The organism is Desulfitobacterium hafniense DCB-2 (assembly GCF_000021925.1).
In the GTDB taxonomy this organism is placed as follows: domain Bacteria; phylum Bacillota; class Desulfitobacteriia; order Desulfitobacteriales; family Desulfitobacteriaceae; genus Desulfitobacterium; species Desulfitobacterium hafniense.
This window is the reverse complement of the sequence record NC_011830.1, coordinates 2,625,991-2,644,944: the sequence shown is the minus strand read 5'-3', so window position 1 is coordinate 2,644,944 and position 18,954 is coordinate 2,625,991. Positions and strand designations below refer to the sequence as shown.

Below are 18,954 nucleotides of genomic sequence, written 5' to 3'. Positions count from 1 at the left end.
CCTATCTTTCGTCTTTAAATTCTTGTTTGAATGATTATTTTACTGCATAAAATCATTATTTTTAACACGGTTCAAATAGGTTGCCATGTTCTTGTCGTCCTGCCAGTTGTAGGTGTAACCAAAATAATCGGCAACCTCGGGGGCTATGCTGCGGAAAAGTTCACAAGCTATAAAGATTGCTGCCCAAAAATTTTCATAGCTGCTGTCGGAATAGGTTTGGGCATACATCGTATAAAGCTCCTGCGTTAGGAACTTTTTAAAATGTTTCCCCATTTTACCTACTGAAACTGAAAAGCCAGTGTTAATGCCGATATACCAAGAGATCATGTCCTTGAGGTCATTTCTTACCACACAATTATACATTTCCATTGCATACGGCAGTTCATCCCGTGCTATCCCTTTTGCGACATTGTTCAAGCACCATAAAAAATTGTTACAGCAAGCGCGATACTGAGCTTCATTTGGCTTTTTTAAATGATAGTCCTCATCTGTTGGTCGAGGAATTTCGGGTAAAAACCCGTCTTTGTCAAGTAAAAGAATTGTCAGCTTATCCCCAATAAAATTCTTTTGAGCCTCTTCCTTTATTTCAATTACCAAATCCAGGCGGTTACCGTCCTCAAGCAATATTAGCCAAGCATAGCGACGGGAAAAATCATGCTGTTCCCCCCATGCATTGTCATTTAAATCCGGCTCCTGAACGATTAACGGTTTTCCGAAGCCCCCTATCCAATCTTTATCCGCTAAAAACGAGTCTGTTTCTGTTACGACAAATACAATATCATAATCCTGATAAATATCTTTTGGTACATTGGGATTTGTACGGGAGCCGTTCATATACACTGCCCGTATACGTTCATCTTTTTTAGCTGTACTCAAAATTATTTCCATCATCTCTTTTTCCGAACGCATATAAACACCTCTCCAATATAAGCAGTCCGCAGTTCAAATTGGAATTCTTCGACTTCCCATTATCCACAAAATATATCACATATGCTCATTAATCAGTACCATGTGAACATGATCTTCCCATATATCGTTTATTTTAAGATATTTTTTCGACATTCCTTCATTTACAAAGCCGCATTTTTCCAGAACGCGTAGCGAAGCTTGATTCCTTGGCATAATATTCCCTTCTATTCTGTGCAAATGCAGATCGCTAAACGCAAAATCTGCAACGGCACAAACCGCTTGGGTCATATATCCTTTGTTTATATGCTGACCGTCCAATTTATAACCTAAAAAGCATGATAAGAAGCTTCCCCAAACTATATTATTTAATCCGATGCACCCAATTATTTTTTTGTCGTCATTTTTTTTAAATATATAAAAATGGAAAGAAACTTTTTGATCTGCATCTACTACTTCTTTCTCTAACTGATTATATTGACCTTCATACGTAAAGAACGAGGGGTCCCGTTTGGGTTCAAATTCCTCCAAAAAAGCCTTATTCCTTAAATAATACTCAAGCAGACTTTCTGTTAAATTAACGTCCGAAGACTTAAGCAATAAATCTTTCGTTCCAAGTAAAAATTTCATTTTGCAGCTCCTTGTAATAGTCATAGTCCGCAGTTCAAACCGTCCGACAAATCAAATTTTATTGACATAGTACATTGCCATCGCATCCATAATATCTCATCATTCTACATAAGAAAAGACATACCTTCCCCTTAGCGAAGAAAGCATGTCTTTCTGAAATAATAGCGGAAAAAGATCTTTACCGTTGAGAAATCGCTTTATTTTTTGTTGTTACTATCTAAAACAGAACCAACTACGATACCAATAAGCATTCCCAATCCGGCTCCTAAAGGTATACAGAATATAAAGTTACCCCCATTCATGACTATGCCTATAATAATTCCTATACAAGCGCCAAAGCATAATCCAAGTGGTATACCCATTGCTAAGTATTTATTTTTATCTTCTTTCATATCGTACACCAACTTCCTGTTTATCTGCCTGATATACTTTTGAGTCACATCTTAATAAAAAACGGCTTGAACGAAGAATTCAAATCGTTCAAACCGTCGTTATAATTATACTTGTGAAAACCGTGGAAAAAAAATTTCTCGAACCCCCCGTAAAAATGGCGATCCGTTAAAAAATCAAGCAGCAGTTTTACCTCTGAGGATAAAACTGTAGACCCCAATAAAGACTTTTAATATTATATCAGGAAGATTTAATATAAGCAACTCACGGCCTTATCCAACATTATTGGTAGTTGTTCAGCAGTTATGCCGAAGGAGAACCTGTTGACATTTGTTTGCAAACTATATATGCTTGTGGTGTCGAATGCAGAGAGGCGCTTTGTATTCGGTGAGCCTCGATCCTGGCTCTGCGGATTATGATAATGTGCAAAGACACAAGTTGTTCTGGCACAAAACTGCCCTCGTCAATTCGGCGGGGGTATTTTGTTTTATTGCGCTTATAAAAAGCTCCCGGAGATTTTCCATTTGAGGTCGCACGCTGGGTGGAAGGTTTTGCGGTGGCGGTGGCTTCATCTTGTCGGTTCTAAACCTGAGAGGCGGAGGATATGGCAGCGGCTGATTGAGGACACCGAGCGGAGGCGGATCGTCATCTGCTTTGCGTTTGGCCTGCCGGTTGCTCTCTCTCCATGCGGAGGCCGCGGTAGATAACCTCCCCGCTCTGCTGGGCATATCACCCCCTTGGCGGAGCGGTTCACACGCTGGCACAAACGGCGCACACGCCGTTTCAACGGTTGCTGTAGTGTCTACGCCCGTATTGGACGATATATCGCTTACAGGGGCAATATCGGGTTCAGTGTTTTCAGCAGGACTTTCTTCATTACATAAAATATCAAAGGCATTTTCCTGAATGGCTTTCATGAGGGCCAGCTTGGAAAGGTTCTGTGCTGCCGCAAGTCTGATATAAAAAGAGCGCTGCTCATCGCTTTCGCAGCACTCCAGTATAACGGCGTTTTGCGTCCAGCTCAGAGACTGCGCTTTTTCCATGAGAGCGGGGGCGTTTGCGTAGGTGCGGTAAAAGTCACGCATCCTGCGGAGATTGCGAAGGGAGAAGCCTTTCAGCAATGGGAACCGGATGGCGAGGGTTTCGGCCAAGTGAGCGACAAAGGCTTTTTCCCCCTGGCGGCAGATGCATCGGCCGATCAGGGTATAAAGCTCCATCAGAGATTGGTTGGATGGCTTGTCATTGCTTTCGTAGCAATCGGTTATGGCAGATGCGATCTGCTCCATATAGAGGGAGCTTTCATTTTTCAGTGCTTTCATGGGCTTCTCCTTTCCGGCTCGTTGTGAACCTGTTTTTATGTACCCGGCAGAGTCAGCTCTGCCGGTGATATTTTAAGAGGGTATCAGTAGCTTTGCTCCATTTCAAAGCCGCAGTCCTGCTCCTGGGCATCTTCGACAGAGGTGATGTTGACATATTCTCCGATGATGCAGAGTGCGTTGTCATAGCTGCCGCTGGCGGTGATCCGCTCCCGCATTTCTTTTGCCTGATCCCCAAGTCCGTTTTCCTTCAATGTTCGGGCGGCGATGCCCATCAGATTGAAAATATTGCCGTCCTGCCCGATGAGGGCGCAATCGGGTTTTTCCTTTTGAACAGGCGGCCCGTTCATATCGACACCCAGCCGGTTGGGGAGATAATCACTCAGCCAGGTGCCGCCAAAGGTTGCATGGCTCTGCAGCCGCCACATGGCGAGCTTTCCTATGTCCAGATCCATATTTTCCATTGAAAACAGCAGATTGGTACAGCCGTTATGCTCAAAGACCGAAACATCTTTGAACGTATCGCCGTTTTGCAGGATGCCCTCCTGCGTCAGCAGTTCATTGATGCCGTCTACCCATTCCGAGAGGTCACCGCCACAGCCCTGGATAACAAGCCCCTCACGGTCTGTCATGGTACGGAGTTCATCTGTTGTAATATGCTTCATATCGTTCCTCCATTCGTTTCCTTGCAGTTTGAAAAGTCATAAGTGGGAATAATACGGGGCTAATTCATAGCCGGACCGTTTTGCTGATTTGAATTGGGATCATCCGCCTGCTGGCCGTCCTTTTCCATTTCCGGCTGTTCCGGAGAGCAATGGTTCAGAAGATCCTGCACCCTCCACGGGACATTGTCGAAATCCACATGAATATCCCCCTCGACAGGGACGGTGTACCAGTATTCGTAAGGAATATATACGGTTGACAGGTACTTGGACTCAGCGGCCGTGATATGTTCGCCTCCTTGTTCAATGACGCCCTTGGGCGTCAGAAAGAAGGTTCCCCAATGCTCGCCGGAGGACTCCAGATCAAGGGTTACGATGCCCAGCCCGATATGGCCGGTGTTGCGGCCTCGAATGACGGCGGGAAGATCAACGATTTCATAGGTGTAGTCGTCGAAATAGTCCGTGCCGTATACCTCAATGCAAAGGTCATGCATCCGCTTCAGTATCTCTTTTGCGTAGCCAAAATCGTCCGAATTGCAGGAGTGATCCAGCTTTGCAAACTCCACTGTCGGAAGCATAGCGTTCAGGCGGTCTATATAGACCGCCCGCAAATCTTTTTCTTCCATTTTATTTCACCCTCATTCCATCTTCATGCTGAACCGCTCGGCTTCGCTTTCCTGCAGCTCAGGCTGCTCCGGGCGCGAGATCACGGAAAAGCTGTCCTCGCCTGGAATGACGCCGAGAGTGCGCCCATTGTCAAATGTACAGTGAAGCGTTCCAATGTCATCCACAACATTCACCATTCCCTCCGTACCGGACAGAATGGGGGCATAGGGGTCATCCATTCCAATCAAACGGATGCGGGTTCCCTGCGGGTATTGATCCTTGATACGTTGTACCTGCTTGTGGTCCATAAACATCACGATTCCTCCTATCAGGCCATCTCATGGCCCTGTTTTGATTGGCTGCCGTCCGCAGCCATGACAGCCTCATATTCGGCTATCAGCTTTTCAGGCTCTTTGTATTCATGGGTGAACACGGGCCGGCCCAGCACTTTCACCACCGCTTCCTGATAAAGCTCCAGAGGCATGCACTGCCGATCTTCATATAATTGAAACTCCACAATTTCCTGTGGGGATTTCCCCTCGTACCAGAGGCTTTCAGTCTTGGCAATCGCTTCTCTCGGCGTCATACTCTTTTCCTCCATATGTTTCCTCATTGTATTTCCACCATCTGCTCCCATTGCAGAATGAATCGCCCCTCAATAGTGCGGTTGTCATGGTGGTGCCCGAAAAACCAGTAGTCGAAGCTGCACCGGCGCTTGACCGTTTCCAAGAAGCCGGTCAGACGGTCCGGCTTGTAGGGATGGCATACCTGTGCCGCAATGCTGTCGGGAGCGCAGTGGGTCAGGATGCAGTCCACATGCCAGCCGGCGTTCTCCAGATTCTTCAGGGCCGTTTCGTATTCCTCATCGCAGGGCAGTTCCTCTTTCCACCATGAAATATGGTTGATGCGGTACAGCGCCCTGTGCCTGTTCAGTACCTGCTTGCGATACAGGAAGTCGGGATCGTCCGGCTCCAGTATGCCTGCGCTGATATCGTGGGAAGCAGCGCCGCCCATTGTAAAAAAGGTCATCCCGCCGATCTCAAAGACCTGCCCGCGCATCAGGTGCAGGATATGCTCCCGCACCTGATGGACATCGCCGCCTTTCCATTTCACGGTCGGGAAACGGTTCAGCAGGTCAAAATTTTCATGGTTGCCGTCTATAAACAGCGTGGTGAACGGCTGATTGTTCAGCCAGTCCAGATCCCGGTTCGATTGGGGTGTTTCATCCCATATCCCAAAATCGCCGCAGACAATAATATAATCATCGCGGCACAGGCTCTGCCCTGCGGGAAAGTATTCCTTTTCAAATCTGCGGAAATTACCGTGGGTGTCTCCTGTAATATAAATCATGGTCGGTTCCTCCGTTACATGATCTGCTCGATTTCCGTTCCATCCTTGAAACGGATAAGCAGTTTATCTTCATCCAGCACTTTGATGGCGCCGATGAGCTGCCGCACCGTCAGTTCGTCAAAGCAGGTGATTCCTGTGTCTACTTTGTCCAGCTCGGCGGCGATCTGCTCGGCTCGTTTGTCTGCCTGTGCGATGCCCTGCTGGTTTTTTTCCAGCTCGCTGCGTTTTGAGACCAGTGCGGAAAACTCCATGCTGACTTTGTTCAAATCCTCATCGTATTGGGTAGAGTCTGCGCCCACAGACGCGGCGAATTGGAGGAGCTCATATTGCCGTGCCCGCAGCTCCGACAGTCTGCTGTCGATGGCTGCGATGCTTGTTTCTCCGCTGTTCCCTGAAAGGGCGGACAGGATGCTGTCCTGCAGCAGAGATTTCATGGTTTTCAGGCTGAACATTTCGTTCATGGCGGAGACCACGGCGGCGTGGATGCGGCTTTCCTCCAGCGTGGGGGCATCCTTGCAGAACTTTTTGCCGTTCTCCAGCCGGTTGATGCACCGCCAGACGATTTTCTTGCCCTCCGGCCTCGTCCATGTGACACGGCGGTAGGGGCTTCCGCAGTTCCCGCAGGATAAAAGTTCGGTCAGCACATACTTGCCGCTGTACTTGGCAAGCTCGGTTTTAGCGTTTGCGCTGACCTTTCTCAGGCTGGAACGGCGGGCCATTTCCTCCTGCACCCGCTGGAAAGTCAGCTTGTCGATGATGGCGGGATGGCAGTTCTCGACATAATATTGGGGAAGCTCTCCGTTGTTCTTCTTTGACTGGCGGGTGAAGAGGTCAGCGATGAAGGTTTTTTGTAGCAGGGCGTCCCCGATGTATTTTTCGTTTTTAAGCATGCCGCGGATGACGCCGTCATTCCATTTCTCCTTGCCCCGCACCGTTTTGATGCCGTCCGCCTCAAGGTCAGCGATGATTTTAGATACGCTGTGCCCGACCAGATATCGGGAGAAAACCCTGCGGACGATTTCCGCTTCCTCCGGGTCAATTTCCGGCAGATCGTCCTCGCCCTTGCGGTAGCCGAGGAATCCCGCATAGTGGTAGTAGACCTTGCCGTCCTTGAAGTTCTTGCGGTGACCCCAGCGGATATTGCCGCTCATGGATTCGCTCTCGGCTTGAGCCTGGCTCATCATGAAGGTGAGGATCATCTCATTGTCCATGTAGAGGGTGTTGACATTCTCCTTTTCAAAGAAAACCCCGACGCCCATTCGCTTGAGCTTGCGGACATAGTCGAGGCCGTCCAGCGTATTCCGGCAGAACCGGGATACCGATTTGGTGATGACCAGATCCACCTTGCCTTTTTCACAGGCTTTGATCATCCGCAGGAAATCCTTGCGCTTTTTGGTGGAGGTGGCGGTTTTGCCCTCGTCCGCGAACATATCCACCATGGTCCATTCGGGCTGGGCGGCGATTCTTTCCGTGTAGTATTCAATCTGCGCCTGATAGCTGTCGAGCTGTTCCTCGGAGTTGGTGGAAACCCGGCAGTAAGGCGCCACACGCAGGGTTTTTTTGCGGATATCCTTTTGGGCGTATATCGGATCGGCAGGGATAACCGTTACTTTCCTTGTTGCTGTCGCAGGCATCGTCCAATCTCCTTTCCATTCGCTTCAAGGGTTTCTCCGTTGATGAGTCGCAGCTCCAAGCCAACCTCTGTAAACCGGATTTCCTGTACGGCGGTTTGGAGGATTTCATTGCGGAGCTCATCGTCCATCGGGCGCTCTGTGATTCTCTCCCGCAGTATCTGCATTTGGTGATAAGGAGTATAATCGGGCAGTCCGCTGTACTTTTCGGCGGCGCAGGCCAGTATCAGCATTTTGGTGTATTCTACACCCGGCTCCGCTTTGTTCAGCTCTCGGATCACCTCATTCTGGATGCGGGCTGCATCCAGCGTCAGCTCTCCGGCCTGCTTTGGGAAGGGCCAGACAAAGAGGTCGGGTTTCTGAGCCAGTGCGTTCAGTCGTCCTGTCAGGGCGGTGTGGGTGTCCTCGTCCTCTATGTAGCGGCGGTTGGCACAGCCTTCCGTCTGGCAGTACCAGCGAACCTTGCTGGATGCTCTTGTGTCCCTGGCCATCTTCCCGCCGCACACACCGCAGACCGCCTTTTCACGGATGGGCTTGATGTACTCCGGGCAAGGAGTATAGGTATTTTTATCTCCCCTGATAAGCTGGACACGCATAAAGGTTTCCGATTCGATGATCGGCGGGTATTCTTTTTCTCCGAGGTAGCGTTCATTTTCGAGGATGCGCTTGACCATGTGCTTATTCCACTGGTCGGTGTGCTTGTGATAGGCGATGCCCCGGAGCATCATCTCATCGGCAATCTTGCTGTAGGCCATCCCCTCGGAGTAAAGCCTGAAAATCTCTTTGACGGTTGCCGACTCCGTGGGGCAGCACAGGATTTCACCGTTTTTCATCATATAGCCGAAGGGGATTTTTCTCTGCCATGTCATGCTACCGCACCGTCCTTTCCATGGTTTCCTTCAGGGTGAGCCCGTTGTATAGGGTGAGGTTCATCTCGGTTTCCGAGGAGATTGTGATGTTCTCCACCAGCGTTTCAAACAATTCCTCAGTGAGCTCCCCTAAGTGCTCAGGGCTGGACTCCAGATAATCCAGCATTGTTTCCGTGGCCTTGATCTGCCCATCCTCGCCGGTAGTTTCCATGATGCGGCGGCGCAGACGGCGCAGTTCCCGCAGCTTGAAGTCGATATCGCCGGTTTGGGATAAATAAAGAGCAGAATCTACGTATCCCTTCGACTTGAGTCGAACAAGAACGAGATTCTGCTCGGTTAACTGCGCTATTTCCTTGTCTATGTCGTTTATCTTGCGGTTGGAGCGGAGTTCCTTTTCTCTCAGCTCAGTGAGCTGACTTAGGAGCGGCGACAGGATTTGCTCACGGTGCCGTTTCAGCTTGTGGTACATTCGGAGGATTGCCGTGATAATCTGTTCCTCCGGTACCTGAGAAATCGGGCAAAGGTCTTTATGGCTGTCATGCCTCCGGCAAGCCCAGTAGACCTTTTCATTGACGATTTTCCTTCGGAATAGGGTACCGCAGTTTCCGCAGTGGAGTTTCTTTTTCAGCAGTGCGGAGGAAACCGTGCCCGCTATCTGCAACCTGCGGGTTTCCAGAAGTGCCTGCACCCGCTGGAATTCATCCTGGGAGACAATCGGTTCATGGCAGTTCTCCACGAAGTATTTGGGCTTCTCACCTTTATTCCGCACCTGCCGGAAGGGGATGTCGTTGGTGGCGAAGCTCTTTTGCCAGACCATATCCCCGGTGTAGGAGATATTGGTCAGGATATACCCTATCGTGGTTGAATACCACATCTTTCGGTCTTTCGTGCGTGGGATGCCCATCCGGTTCAGCTCGTTTGCGATATCTTCCTTGCCCTGACCGCTCAGATAGGCGGTGAAAATGCGGCGCACCACCTCGGCCTGCTCAGGGATGATCACCAGGGCGCGTTCCTCCAGCTTATAGCCGTAGGGGGTTGAAGGCGAAATGTAGGTACCCTTTTCCATTCGCATGCGGACACTGATCCGCATATTGTTGGAGTGGTTTTGCGATTCCATCTGCGAAAAGGCGCCGTAGATGGTGGCGATCTGCTCCGACGTCATCTTGCCGGTGTCGATGTTTTCCTTTTCAAAGTGGATGGAGATGCCCAGCCGGAGGAGTTCTCTCACATACTGGATGTACTCCTTGGTGTTCCTCGCAAAGCGGGATATGGATTTAACGAGGACGCGGTCGATTTTTCCGTCCCGGCAGTCCTGTATCATGCGGTTGAAATCGTCCCGTTTGCTTGCCACAAGGCCGGTGATTCCTTCGTCAGCGTAGATGTCCGCCAGCTCCCAGCCCTCATGGGTGGCAATGTTTTTGGTGTAGTAGTCCACCTGTGCGATGTAGGAGTTCTGCTGGTCATCCGAGTCGCTGCTCACACGGGCGTATGCCGCCACGCGAAGCTTTGCGATTTCTTGCGATTTTGCTGATATAACAGTGATTTTCGGCGGTTCCGCCGATGCTAAATTGGTGTTTAACATCTTTTTTCCCTCCTTTCAACGACATACACTACTACACCTCCCTGCACATAGCTACTAAATAATTGAAAACAAACAGAAAACAAGACAGGGGGTTCAGCAGGGGGCAATAATGGTGGGCCGCAGCCTGCGTTCCAGGTCTTTTTTGACCTTTTCGATTTCCGGCTCCGTCATGCCCTTGGCGGCCGCAAGCTGCACGAGCTGCTGCAGGGCGGCAACGAACATGAGGTTATCGACTACCTGAGTGTTTGTCATGGCGTTTCCCTCCCAAATAAAAAAATCGCCGGACTCAGTCCGACGCTGATAGAAAGTGCCTGGTTGATTTCTTCCATCTCCTGCTCGTCCAGCCTGCCGATAAAGCCCCGAAACCGGGATCGGTCAATGGTGCGTATCTGCTCCAGAAGTGCAAAGGACTCCCTGGACAGTCTTCCGGCTCCGGTAATGGCCGCATGGGTGGGCAAGGGCTTTTTCGGCCTGCCGGTAATGGCGCAGACGATGGTGGTGGGGCTGTGGCGGTTTCCTATGTCGTTTTGCAGGATAAGTACGGGGCGGATGCCTCCTTGCTCGCTGCCCACAACGGGGTTTAAATCGGCGTAGAAAATATCGCCGCGGCTGATCTCTTGCTTTATTGTGTCCAAAACTTTGCACCTCCTTGATGTGAAATCCTCTTTTTTCTTAATGATACAAATATAGGGACCGCTCCGCTGTGAAGGCAGAGCGATCCCCATCGCTTCTGACATTAAGTCATTTTACTGTAATCAAGGCGCTTAATTCGACACTACTCCCCAAGCGCACTGTGCAAAGCAATGCCTTGCACAACAAAGGCGACGGCCTGAACTGCGGCTGGCTTCACCGCATCATGGGAATTCCACCCCCGCCAGGATCTCTGCCGGCTGCCCTCATTGCGTGATCCCCCGGTCAAGGGGGGCTGTGACTGGACAGAAGTATCAATATAGGCTGACGGGATCATTGCAAGACAGGCTGCCACAGCCTGTTTTCCGGTCGGATGGGTACCGCTTTGCACCTTATTTGGCCGTCTTTGATAGGAGCAGAAAGAAACGAGCGAACAGAAAAATGAGTGATTTCGTTTTTCTTGCTGCCTGCCTACAGGTGGTCTTGGCGCATCCTCCGGGGTCGCTTTCCCTTTCGGGGTCCGTCAGCTAACGTATTCAGGTCATCGGATATGAAGTTTTCAAAGAGCTGTGAGGGAGAATAGAAAAACCCCCTCACTACTAAGCCGATTTCGTGAGGGGGTTGAGCGGAATTATTTTTAAATTTTCATAAGTTTTTTTAGTTTGACCAGAATTCTGTGCCGCCGGTCATTGATGGTTTTCTGTGGAATGCCGGTTTCCGCAGCGAGTTGACGCTCACTTTTATTCTGAAAAAACAAAGTAAAAATTAGCTCCTGTTCTTCTTTGGTGAGCTGGGCAAGACACCGATGGAGCTTTTCTGCCAACAGCTTGTCCACCGCGGCATCCTCCACACGGGGAGAAACAAGGTCGGGAATTACATCCTCACCATTGGTTCCCTCCGTATCCAGGGCGCTGTAATAAAACACGCCGTTTGTCGTATCCCTTTCCTCCAGATAAATTTCGCGGCGCTTCATGCGGTGATAGGTCAAATAGACTTCTTCGCTGACAGGGACGAGCTGCCCCTGCACCTTGATTCGATATTCTTTTTTCTCTGCCATATGGCTTGTCCTCCGTTTTCTGAAATTTTGATGGTGAATCAAAATGTCAGAAGCGGAGGAGAGCGGCAGCGCGGAATAACTTCTCCTATATAAAAAACAGCGAAAAACATCCCATTATTTGGAATATTTAGTCGCTATATAGATTTTCTTGTCGAAAGAAAAAAGTCAGCACGATGCCCACGGCAAAGTGCTGACTTTTTTAACCTTGCATAATTAAATTGTAGAGGTGAAGGAGGGTATGTACCAGTTGCTCTGTCTCTATTTACACCTCGGAAAGGGACAAAACCTAAATATCTTCATGCGGATACCTCTCTCGCTATAGCACAGCGAAAGCCGGTATCCTGATACCTGAAGCATCCGTTAAAAGCCGCAAAAGTCTGCCCTCCGAGTATAAAGGGCAGACTTTGCTTAACTGTCAGCAGCCAGACTATCATAGCGTCCTAAGACACCTTAGACCCTCGGCTTTGCGTCCCCGGCTTTAACCGGGTTTGCCCATAGCTATATTAATTTGTTGTTTTACTTCTCCGGTACTCTCAGCACCTCGCCGGGGAGAATAAGAGAAAACCGGCTTTTGTTGTTCAGTCGTTCCAGCTCGCTCATGGGGCAGCCCAGCTTGCGGGATATGCTCCAGAAGCTATCGCCCTTTTGCACGGTGTAGGTGGTGTACCGCAAATTCTTCGGCACATCCGCTGTCACACCGTACTGGTCAAAGGTATAGGTCGCCCCGTCGATGTCCTGCTTGCCAGTGAGGGGCTTGCCGTCCTTGAAGTACATCCATTTGCCGGAATCGTTCATGGACCAGCCCTGCGCTGTGTCGCTGGAAATTGCCAGCTCCACAAAGCGGCGCAGAACAGCGGACACCTCGGCTCTTGTGGCCGTACCCTGCGGGTCATAGAGATTGCCGTTTTTGCCGCTGATCACGCCTGCCATTTGCATCTGCTTCACGGCTTCCTTGGCGTAGGTACTGATTTTAGCGTTATCTGTAAAGATATTTTCGATATGAACCTTCGGCAGAGTATAACCGATGGTCTTGGCATAATTGCTCATAATGACCGCCATCTGCTCACGGGTGATGGACTGATCCGGGGCAAACTTTCCATTGCCAACCCCGTTTACAATGTTATTTTTGCTTGCCCACTCAATGTAGCCCATATAGTAGGCGTCGTCTTGCACATCGCTGAAGCTGCTCTTTGCGTAACCGCTCACATCGGCGTTTGCAAGCCTCCCCAGCGCCGTGACGAACATTCCTCTTGTCATGGCGGTGTTCGGGCTGAACTTGGTTTCAGAAGTTCCGCCGAACAGCCCACGGCTTGCCACAAACTCAATATCTTCCTTTGCCCAATGGCCTGCAATGTCAGTAAATGCGGTGTTGGCCTGTTTATAGCCGATGCCGTAGATGGAAAAATGATCGGTGCTGAAGCGCAGTACCTTTTCCACACTGTCATAGACCGAGTTTACCAGCCAATGCACCTTACCCTTGCTGTCCACATACACAGCCTGCACATTCCCTGCCTTTTCATTTGCGCCGAGGGTATAGGGGATGGTTACCGATACGCTGCCTGCGCCGAAGCTGCTGACCGCCTTGCCGTTGCCGTAGTTCACCTTGAGGTCAAATACCGGACGGCTGCCAATTGCCTTTTTCGCCTCGCCTGTTAGTTTGCCGCTGTTCGTGCGGGTGGCGGTGATATTTACATCAGATTTTGCCTGCTTATTGATTTCCTGTACGGTCGCCAAATCCATACCGACTCTGATGTCGGGGTTGTCTACCACCACAATGGTGTTGACGATTTTCTTTGCAATGATGGTATCCTGCACGGCCTTTGGCAGATTGACCGTAACATTGGAGCCGGTTTTGTTGCCGGTATCCACACGGAGAACCACCGTGATGCCATTTTGCTCCGTGCCGTTTTTCTTGGCCTCAGCCAATGCCTTGTTAAAAGCGTCAGTCACAGTTTTGTCAATGATGCTCACTGTGACATTGCCCTTGCCGTCCACTGTGCCGGGAACCTTGATTTCTCCCTGAGTGGGTGAATTCGGCTTATCCGGTGCGGGTGGGGTGACGATGACAGGGCTGCTGTTGTCGTTTGAGGAGCTGCCGCCGCCACTTCCAGAGCCACCGCCGCCGGTGTAAGTCCAATGGGCATAGTAGGTCACATTTGCACTGACGGTTGTGCTTGCGGAGATTTGAGTTCCACCGCTTGCCGCCGTATACCAGCCGTCAAAGCTGTAACTGCCGGAGCGTGTCGGTGTCGGGAGTGCCCCTACCGCCGTACCAGATGCAACCGAGCGTGAAGCTTCACTGACCGTGCCGCCGTTCGGGTTGAAGGTGACGGTGTAGGGAACCGCCGTCACTTCAAAACTCAATTCCACCGTAGCGTTGGTGCCATGATCGGTGCTTACGGTCAGCGTTTCATTATAATTACCCACTGCAAGTCCAGCTTTCGGTGCAACGGTAAAGGTAGCCGTGCCGTTTGCCGCCAGTGTGGTGGTACTGAGTGTGCCGATGGTGTAATTGGTGCTGGTCGGCTGGGTCAGCATCACGCTGGAGTTTCCGGTATTTGTGATGGTCACGGTCTGCGCTGCCGGGGCACTGTAGCCGATTGTCAGAGAACCAAAATCCTTGGTTACCGGGTCAGCGGTGATGGTATAAGTAGGAGCCGTCGTAACTTCAAAACTCAATCCCACCGTAGCGTTGGTGCCATGATCGGTGCTTACGGTCAGGGTTTCATCGTGATTCCCTATTGCAAGACCAGTTTTCGGCGTAATGGTAAAGGTGGCTGTGCCGTTTGCCGCCAGTGTGGTGGTACTGAGTGCACCGATGGTATAGTTGGTGCTGGTCGGCTGGGTCAGCATCACGCTGGAGTTTCCGGTATTTGTGATGGTCACGGTCTGCGCTGCCGGGGCACTGTAGCCGATTGTCAGAGAACCAAAATCCTTGGTTACCGGGTCAGCGATGATGGTATAAGTAGGAGCCGTCGTAACTTCAAAACTCAATCCCACCGTAGCGTTGGTGCCATGATCGGTGCTTACGGTCAGGGTTTCATCGTGATTCCCTATTGCAAGACCAGTTTTCGGCGTAATGGTAAAGGTGGCTGTGCCGTTTGCCGCCAGTGTGGTGGTACTGAGTGCACCGATGGTATAGTTGGTGCTGGTCGGCTGGGTCAGCGTCACGCTGGAGTTTCCGGTATTTGTGATGGTCACGGTCTGCGCTGCCGGGGCAGTATAGCCGATTGTCAGCGATCCAAAATCCTTGCTGGTCGGACTGGCTGTGATGGTGTAGGTAGGCGCGGCGTTTACCGTTAGCGTGGCCCAATTTGAGGTAGCAGCAGGCAAGTATGTACCTTCTACAACGGCGCGGTATTGATAGCCGTTCATCCCTGCTGTTGCCCCGGTGATGGTCAATGTCGACGTTCCAGCTCCGCTGTATACTCCACCGTTTGAAATGTTGGAAACGCCGCTGCCGGTGTTAACCTGCCACCGGTAGGATAAACCCACTCCGGTTGCCGTAACCGAGAAGGTAGCCGTCTGACCCTCATCCACCGTTTGAGGGGATGGCTGGCTGGTGATAGAAGGAGCCGGGGGATTCACCAGTACGCCGCCCGTGCTGCCCACGCTGTTCAGCGCCAAATTTGCATTGTTTCCTGCGGCATCCCGGATGGTGCCGCCGCTGGCGTTTAACGACACGCCGACGGTGATGCCGTCGCTGTCGCTGTCGTCCGCCTGTACCGTATAACGAAAGACCAGCGCCGTTGTGCCGCTGCCGCTTTGATAAATTGCATTTCTGGAATTTGAACCAATCGTCAGCGAGATGTACGGTGAGCCGGTGACAGCCACACTCTCACTGAAATTTACTGTGAAGTCCAAATAAGTTCCGGGCAAATAAGTTCCGTTGGTAGGCACCGTTACCGAAGTAACCGTGGGGGCCGTGGTGTCTGGCGCGACATACGCCGCCACCGATATTTTTAACGGGGTGCTGATATTACCCGCCGAATCCTCCACGACCACATAAATATCTTTTGCCCCCGCCGTCAGCGTAGCGGCTTTGTCCGTCACTGTTCCGCTTACGGAATCGAGAGAAGTACCCGCTTTTACCGCCATGCTCGTTGGAGCGGACACGCCGCTGTTCACAACAAGGTAATACGCTGTACCCGCCTTGTCGGTGGTAAAGTCGATTGTAGCCGCTGTGTCGCTTGTGCGGTTTACGCTCCCTGATGAAAGCACAGGCGATATGACGTCAAGCCCAAACTTTAAGTATTTGTAGGTTGCGATATTCGCCGCGTTGTAGGCGACCGAACCGCTCCCATCGTAATTAGTGCTTGCCCCGTCCTGCACGCCGCCGACCAGCGTCGGCGGCGATGTCATTGCTCTGCTGGAGCCTTGGATAATAATATTGGTTGTTCCGGTTTGAATAGTAGTGTTTTGGTGGTCAATCGCAATACCGCCAGTCCACGTCGCGCTCACCGTTCCCCCTGATATGTTCAATTGGCCGGCGGAACCGGTTTCACCACAAATCGCTTTCCCATTAATCCCTGTCGCGCTCACCGTTCCACCAGAAATATTTACGGTTCCGTTTTTGCTGTATATAGCATAATTGGCATACCCAATCCCAATCACCGTTCCGCTGGTAATATTTAAGGTTTTATTACCGCCGACCCAAATCGCAACACTTTCAGTACTCCCTGCCGTTCGCACTGTGCCGCCGGAAAGGTTCACGGTGCCGGCACCGTTGGCATAAATCGTCCCCATTGCGTTGCTGGTCACCATTCCGCCGCCCGCGCTGTCGGTAATGGTCAGCGTACCGCTGCCCAAATATTCAATGGCAGAAACAGAAGCGCCGGCAAGCGTTCTGCCGTTTAGGTCAATGGTGATGTTGTAGCTACAAGTGCCGGGAATAGTGAGTTTTCCAACAGTGTCGATGTAACTGTCGGAAAGCTTCAAATCCAAATCGACTGTCGCACCGGTTATGGCAGACTGGAGAGCTGTGCGGTCGCCAACTTCCGTAAGCACAGGCGGTGTGGAGGCAGACTCCACCTTGATATATTTATAGGTTGCGAGGTTCGCAGCATTATACGTACCCGCACCATCTCCGTTTTTATTGGCTCCCGCAGTAACGATGCATCCCTCATAACCCGAAGTCGTTAAGCTGCCGTTCAGCGCCTTCGCATCACTTTTGACTGTCACCGTGCCGCCTGTGACAGTTACCGCACCGGCTATGCCTACCTCAGAGCCATTTGCAGTTACCATGCCGTCGGAGATTGTGACGGAGCCTGCTGCTGCATTTGTGTGCAAGCCTGTTTTTCCGCTTGCAGTTACCTCGCCATCGTTAATCGTGATAGCGTTGGTTGCCATCATTCCCCAAGATATGCTTGCACCAGTGTTCGCTAACGCTTCTACTTCTCCATCGTGAATCGTTATATTGCCATTAGAGGCTATGCCGATGGAGGTCTGGGTTGCTGCTGCGCCGACAGCCGTAACCCTTCCGCCTTCAATTGTGATACTTCCCCCGCTGTATATGCCGACGCTAAATTTTCCTGTGCCGCCGCTGACGTACAAGCTGCCGCTACCGGAGAGGTTCAGCGTGCTACCGGTATAGATGCCGATGCTGGCGATATTGGCCAGATTTTTGCCCATGATGGTGCTGTCTCCCACCATCTCAATCTTCAAAGCGGTGTCGGCGTAAATGCCGTAATAGGCGGATGTAGTACTGTCAATCCATGTCCCTTCATAGGCCCCGTTGATAGTAGCGCCGTTTAGTGTGAGGGTATTTGTGTCACTGTCATAGATGACGGTTCCAGTAATACCTGCGCCGGTGATACCATCTTTGTTATCGCTGGTAACCCGCACGCCGCCCACCCATAGGTCATAGTTGACAACAGGGGCAGGCTCAAATTTTAAGTATTTGTAGCTTGCGATGCTCCCCGCGTCATAAGCGACTGCACTGCCCCCATCGTAGTCGGTGCTTGCCGTGGCTATTACGCCGTTCAGCGTCGGCGTCACACCATGCATAGCATAGCTTTTGCCTTTGATGACGGAGGGACTTCCGGAAACATTCACTGTGCCGCCGTTTGTATTTCTAATGCCGTATAGACCGGAGCCGTTTCCTTCTCCCGATATTGTGCTGCCGGAAATATTTATAGTGCATTTTTGTATGCTATAAATGCCATAAGCGTTACCGGAAGATGATGTTCCCGTTATTGTACTGTTGGAAATAGTCACTGTACCGGAACTGTTTTCAATACCGGTACCTCCGCTTACCTTGCTGCGAGAAACGACGAGGGTTCCAGCGACGTTGACAATTCCACGTCCATCTCCGCTGGTGGTTATTATCTCGGTATCAGATACGATGATGGTTCCGTAGTTCAGGTTACTAATGGCTTGCCAGATGGAGCCATGCTCTATCTTGCCGCCACCTTTGCTATCGGTAACGGTTAGTGTGCCGCTGCCACGGTGCAGGAGGTTCAACTTGTCTGAGGACCTCAGCGTCTTGCCGTTGAGGTCAAGGGTGAAGCTCTTAGTCGAAGAAGAAAGGGTTTCGACAGTAGCTGTGAGGTTGATGTCATCCAGCAGCTTAATAGTCTGCCCCTCTGCAACGGCATTCACAGCCTCTTGCAGGGTGGCATAGCCTGTGTCGTCGATTGCGGCAACATCGGTGTCTTCAATCGACAACAGCCCGATTCCCCGCATATCAAGTACGGGTTCACCCACCGCCACGGTAAGCTCCGGCAGCGGGGCGCTGACCGTATAGCCCACGATCACCGGCGTAAAGGCATATTCGCCCTCGATGTTCGGATCGTAGTCAGACGAATTCCATTCCACTGGAATATCCCCGGTGGTTTCTTTCCATTTAGGCTCGGTGGTCGTTGTGGGAGTTGCCGTTTCCGGGCTGCCGGAATCCTGTGTGGAATTTTCATCGGCAGGCATGGCCGTCCGCACCGTGGCGGTCAGCGTTTCGGGCAACTCCAAATCTTCAATGGATGTTCCGAGTGATACCGCTTTTTTTGTTTCTGTCAGCGGTGCAAAGCTGATAATTTCTCCGCTCCCGCCAATGGTCGTATGGATTTCTTCCGCCATTGCCGAAACCGGCAGCATGGACACTATCATGCACAGCGTCAGAAACATACTTAGTAGTCGTTTGTTCATAAGGTCTGTCCCTCCTTGATCTCTAAACTTGTTTTTCCTTGTTCCAAAAGTTTTTCCAGCATCCCGATTTCTTCCTCGGTTGCGGGGCGAATATGGGGTTTCTCACAGGAAGGGCATTCCTTTACCGCTCCCACCCGGCGGAATAAAAAGCCGCAGTCCTCACAGGCATAGGTCATGTCATGCCC

18 protein-coding genes and 1 riboswitch are annotated in these 18,954 nt (G+C 50.9%); all 18 genes read right to left on the bottom strand.

What is annotated here, in order from left to right:
* Nucleotides 1–39: 39 nt before the first annotated feature.
* The 18 genes from DHAF_RS12140 to DHAF_RS12060 all read right to left on the bottom strand — a co-directional run bounded on the left by DHAF_RS12140 (nucleotide 40) and on the right by DHAF_RS12060 (nucleotide 18,945).
* Complete coding sequence (locus DHAF_RS12140; RefSeq protein WP_005816862.1) at nucleotides 40–909, bottom strand: aminoglycoside 6-adenylyltransferase; 870 nt, start codon at nucleotides 907–909, stop codon at nucleotides 40–42.
* 75 nt (nucleotides 910–984) lie between these two features.
* Nucleotides 985–1,536 carry a GNAT family N-acetyltransferase gene (locus tag DHAF_RS12135; RefSeq protein WP_011459628.1) on the bottom strand — a complete coding sequence of 184 codons (552 nt, stop codon included), beginning with the start codon at nucleotides 1,534–1,536 and terminating at the stop codon, nucleotides 985–987.
* A gap of 197 nt (nucleotides 1,537–1,733) precedes the next feature.
* Nucleotides 1,734–1,928 carry a glycine zipper domain-containing protein gene (locus DHAF_RS12130; RefSeq protein ID WP_018307274.1) on the bottom strand — a complete coding sequence of 65 codons (195 nt, stop codon included), beginning with the start codon at nucleotides 1,926–1,928 and terminating at the stop codon, nucleotides 1,734–1,736.
* A 411-nt stretch (nucleotides 1,929–2,339) separates the two neighbouring features.
* Nucleotides 2,340–3,245: a DUF1016 N-terminal domain-containing protein gene (locus tag DHAF_RS12125; RefSeq protein ID WP_015944044.1), complete on the bottom strand. Its 906-nt coding sequence runs from the start codon at nucleotides 3,243–3,245 to the stop codon at nucleotides 2,340–2,342.
* A gap of 83 nt (nucleotides 3,246–3,328) precedes the next feature.
* The gene (locus DHAF_RS12120; protein WP_015944043.1) at nucleotides 3,329–3,907 is read right to left on the bottom strand and encodes a hypothetical protein; all 579 of its coding nucleotides are present in this window, start codon (nucleotides 3,905–3,907) and stop codon (nucleotides 3,329–3,331) included.
* Nucleotides 3,908–3,966: 59 nt separating this feature from the next.
* Entirely contained in the window at nucleotides 3,967–4,530 is a 564-nt protein-coding gene (locus DHAF_RS12115) for a hypothetical protein (protein WP_015944042.1), read from the bottom strand.
* A gap of 12 nt (nucleotides 4,531–4,542) precedes the next feature.
* Nucleotides 4,543–4,824 carry a DUF4314 domain-containing protein gene (locus DHAF_RS12110; protein ID WP_015944041.1) on the bottom strand — a complete coding sequence of 94 codons (282 nt, stop codon included), beginning with the start codon at nucleotides 4,822–4,824 and terminating at the stop codon, nucleotides 4,543–4,545.
* Between the two features lie 14 nt (nucleotides 4,825–4,838).
* Complete coding sequence (locus DHAF_RS12105; RefSeq protein ID WP_015944040.1) at nucleotides 4,839–5,096, bottom strand: DUF7736 domain-containing protein; 258 nt, start codon at nucleotides 5,094–5,096, stop codon at nucleotides 4,839–4,841.
* A gap of 23 nt (nucleotides 5,097–5,119) precedes the next feature.
* On the bottom strand, nucleotides 5,120–5,860 hold the full coding sequence (locus tag DHAF_RS12100; protein ID WP_015944039.1) for a metallophosphoesterase family protein: 741 nt from the start codon (nucleotides 5,858–5,860) through the stop codon (nucleotides 5,120–5,122).
* Between the two features lie 14 nt (nucleotides 5,861–5,874).
* A complete protein-coding gene (locus DHAF_RS12095; protein WP_015944038.1) occupies nucleotides 5,875–7,494 on the bottom strand; it encodes a recombinase family protein in 1,620 nt (539 codons plus the stop codon).
* A complete protein-coding gene (locus tag DHAF_RS12090) occupies nucleotides 7,467–8,360 on the bottom strand; it encodes a recombinase family protein (RefSeq protein WP_015944037.1) in 894 nt (297 codons plus the stop codon). The genes DHAF_RS12095 and DHAF_RS12090 overlap by 28 nt, the downstream gene beginning before the upstream one ends.
* 1 nt (nucleotide 8,361) lies before the next feature.
* Complete coding sequence (locus DHAF_RS12085; protein ID WP_015944036.1) at nucleotides 8,362–9,942, bottom strand: recombinase family protein; 1,581 nt, start codon at nucleotides 9,940–9,942, stop codon at nucleotides 8,362–8,364.
* Between the two features lie 93 nt (nucleotides 9,943–10,035).
* Nucleotides 10,036–10,194, bottom strand: a complete 159-nt coding sequence (locus tag DHAF_RS26075; protein WP_015944035.1) for a hypothetical protein — start codon at nucleotides 10,192–10,194, stop codon at nucleotides 10,036–10,038.
* A complete protein-coding gene (locus DHAF_RS12080; RefSeq protein WP_015944034.1) occupies nucleotides 10,191–10,577 on the bottom strand; it encodes a type II toxin-antitoxin system PemK/MazF family toxin in 387 nt (128 codons plus the stop codon). The genes DHAF_RS26075 and DHAF_RS12080 overlap by 4 nt, the downstream gene beginning before the upstream one ends.
* 140 nt (nucleotides 10,578–10,717) lie before the next feature.
* On the bottom strand, nucleotides 10,718–10,963 hold the full coding sequence (locus tag DHAF_RS12075) for a hypothetical protein (RefSeq protein ID WP_041271963.1): 246 nt from the start codon (nucleotides 10,961–10,963) through the stop codon (nucleotides 10,718–10,720).
* A 246-nt stretch (nucleotides 10,964–11,209) separates the two neighbouring features.
* Entirely contained in the window at nucleotides 11,210–11,629 is a 420-nt protein-coding gene (locus tag DHAF_RS12070) for a sigma-70 family RNA polymerase sigma factor (protein ID WP_015944033.1), read from the bottom strand.
* A 414-nt stretch (nucleotides 11,630–12,043) separates the two neighbouring features.
* A riboswitch (cyclic di-GMP riboswitch) is annotated at nucleotides 12,044–12,132 on the bottom strand.
* A 13-nt stretch (nucleotides 12,133–12,145) separates the two neighbouring features.
* Complete coding sequence (locus DHAF_RS24750; RefSeq protein ID WP_015944032.1) at nucleotides 12,146–18,769, bottom strand: S-layer homology domain-containing protein; 6,624 nt, start codon at nucleotides 18,767–18,769, stop codon at nucleotides 12,146–12,148.
* The gene (locus DHAF_RS12060) at nucleotides 18,766–18,945 is read right to left on the bottom strand and encodes a hypothetical protein (protein WP_015944031.1); all 180 of its coding nucleotides are present in this window, start codon (nucleotides 18,943–18,945) and stop codon (nucleotides 18,766–18,768) included. The genes DHAF_RS24750 and DHAF_RS12060 overlap by 4 nt, the downstream gene beginning before the upstream one ends.
* Nucleotides 18,946–18,954: the final 9 nt, after the last annotated feature.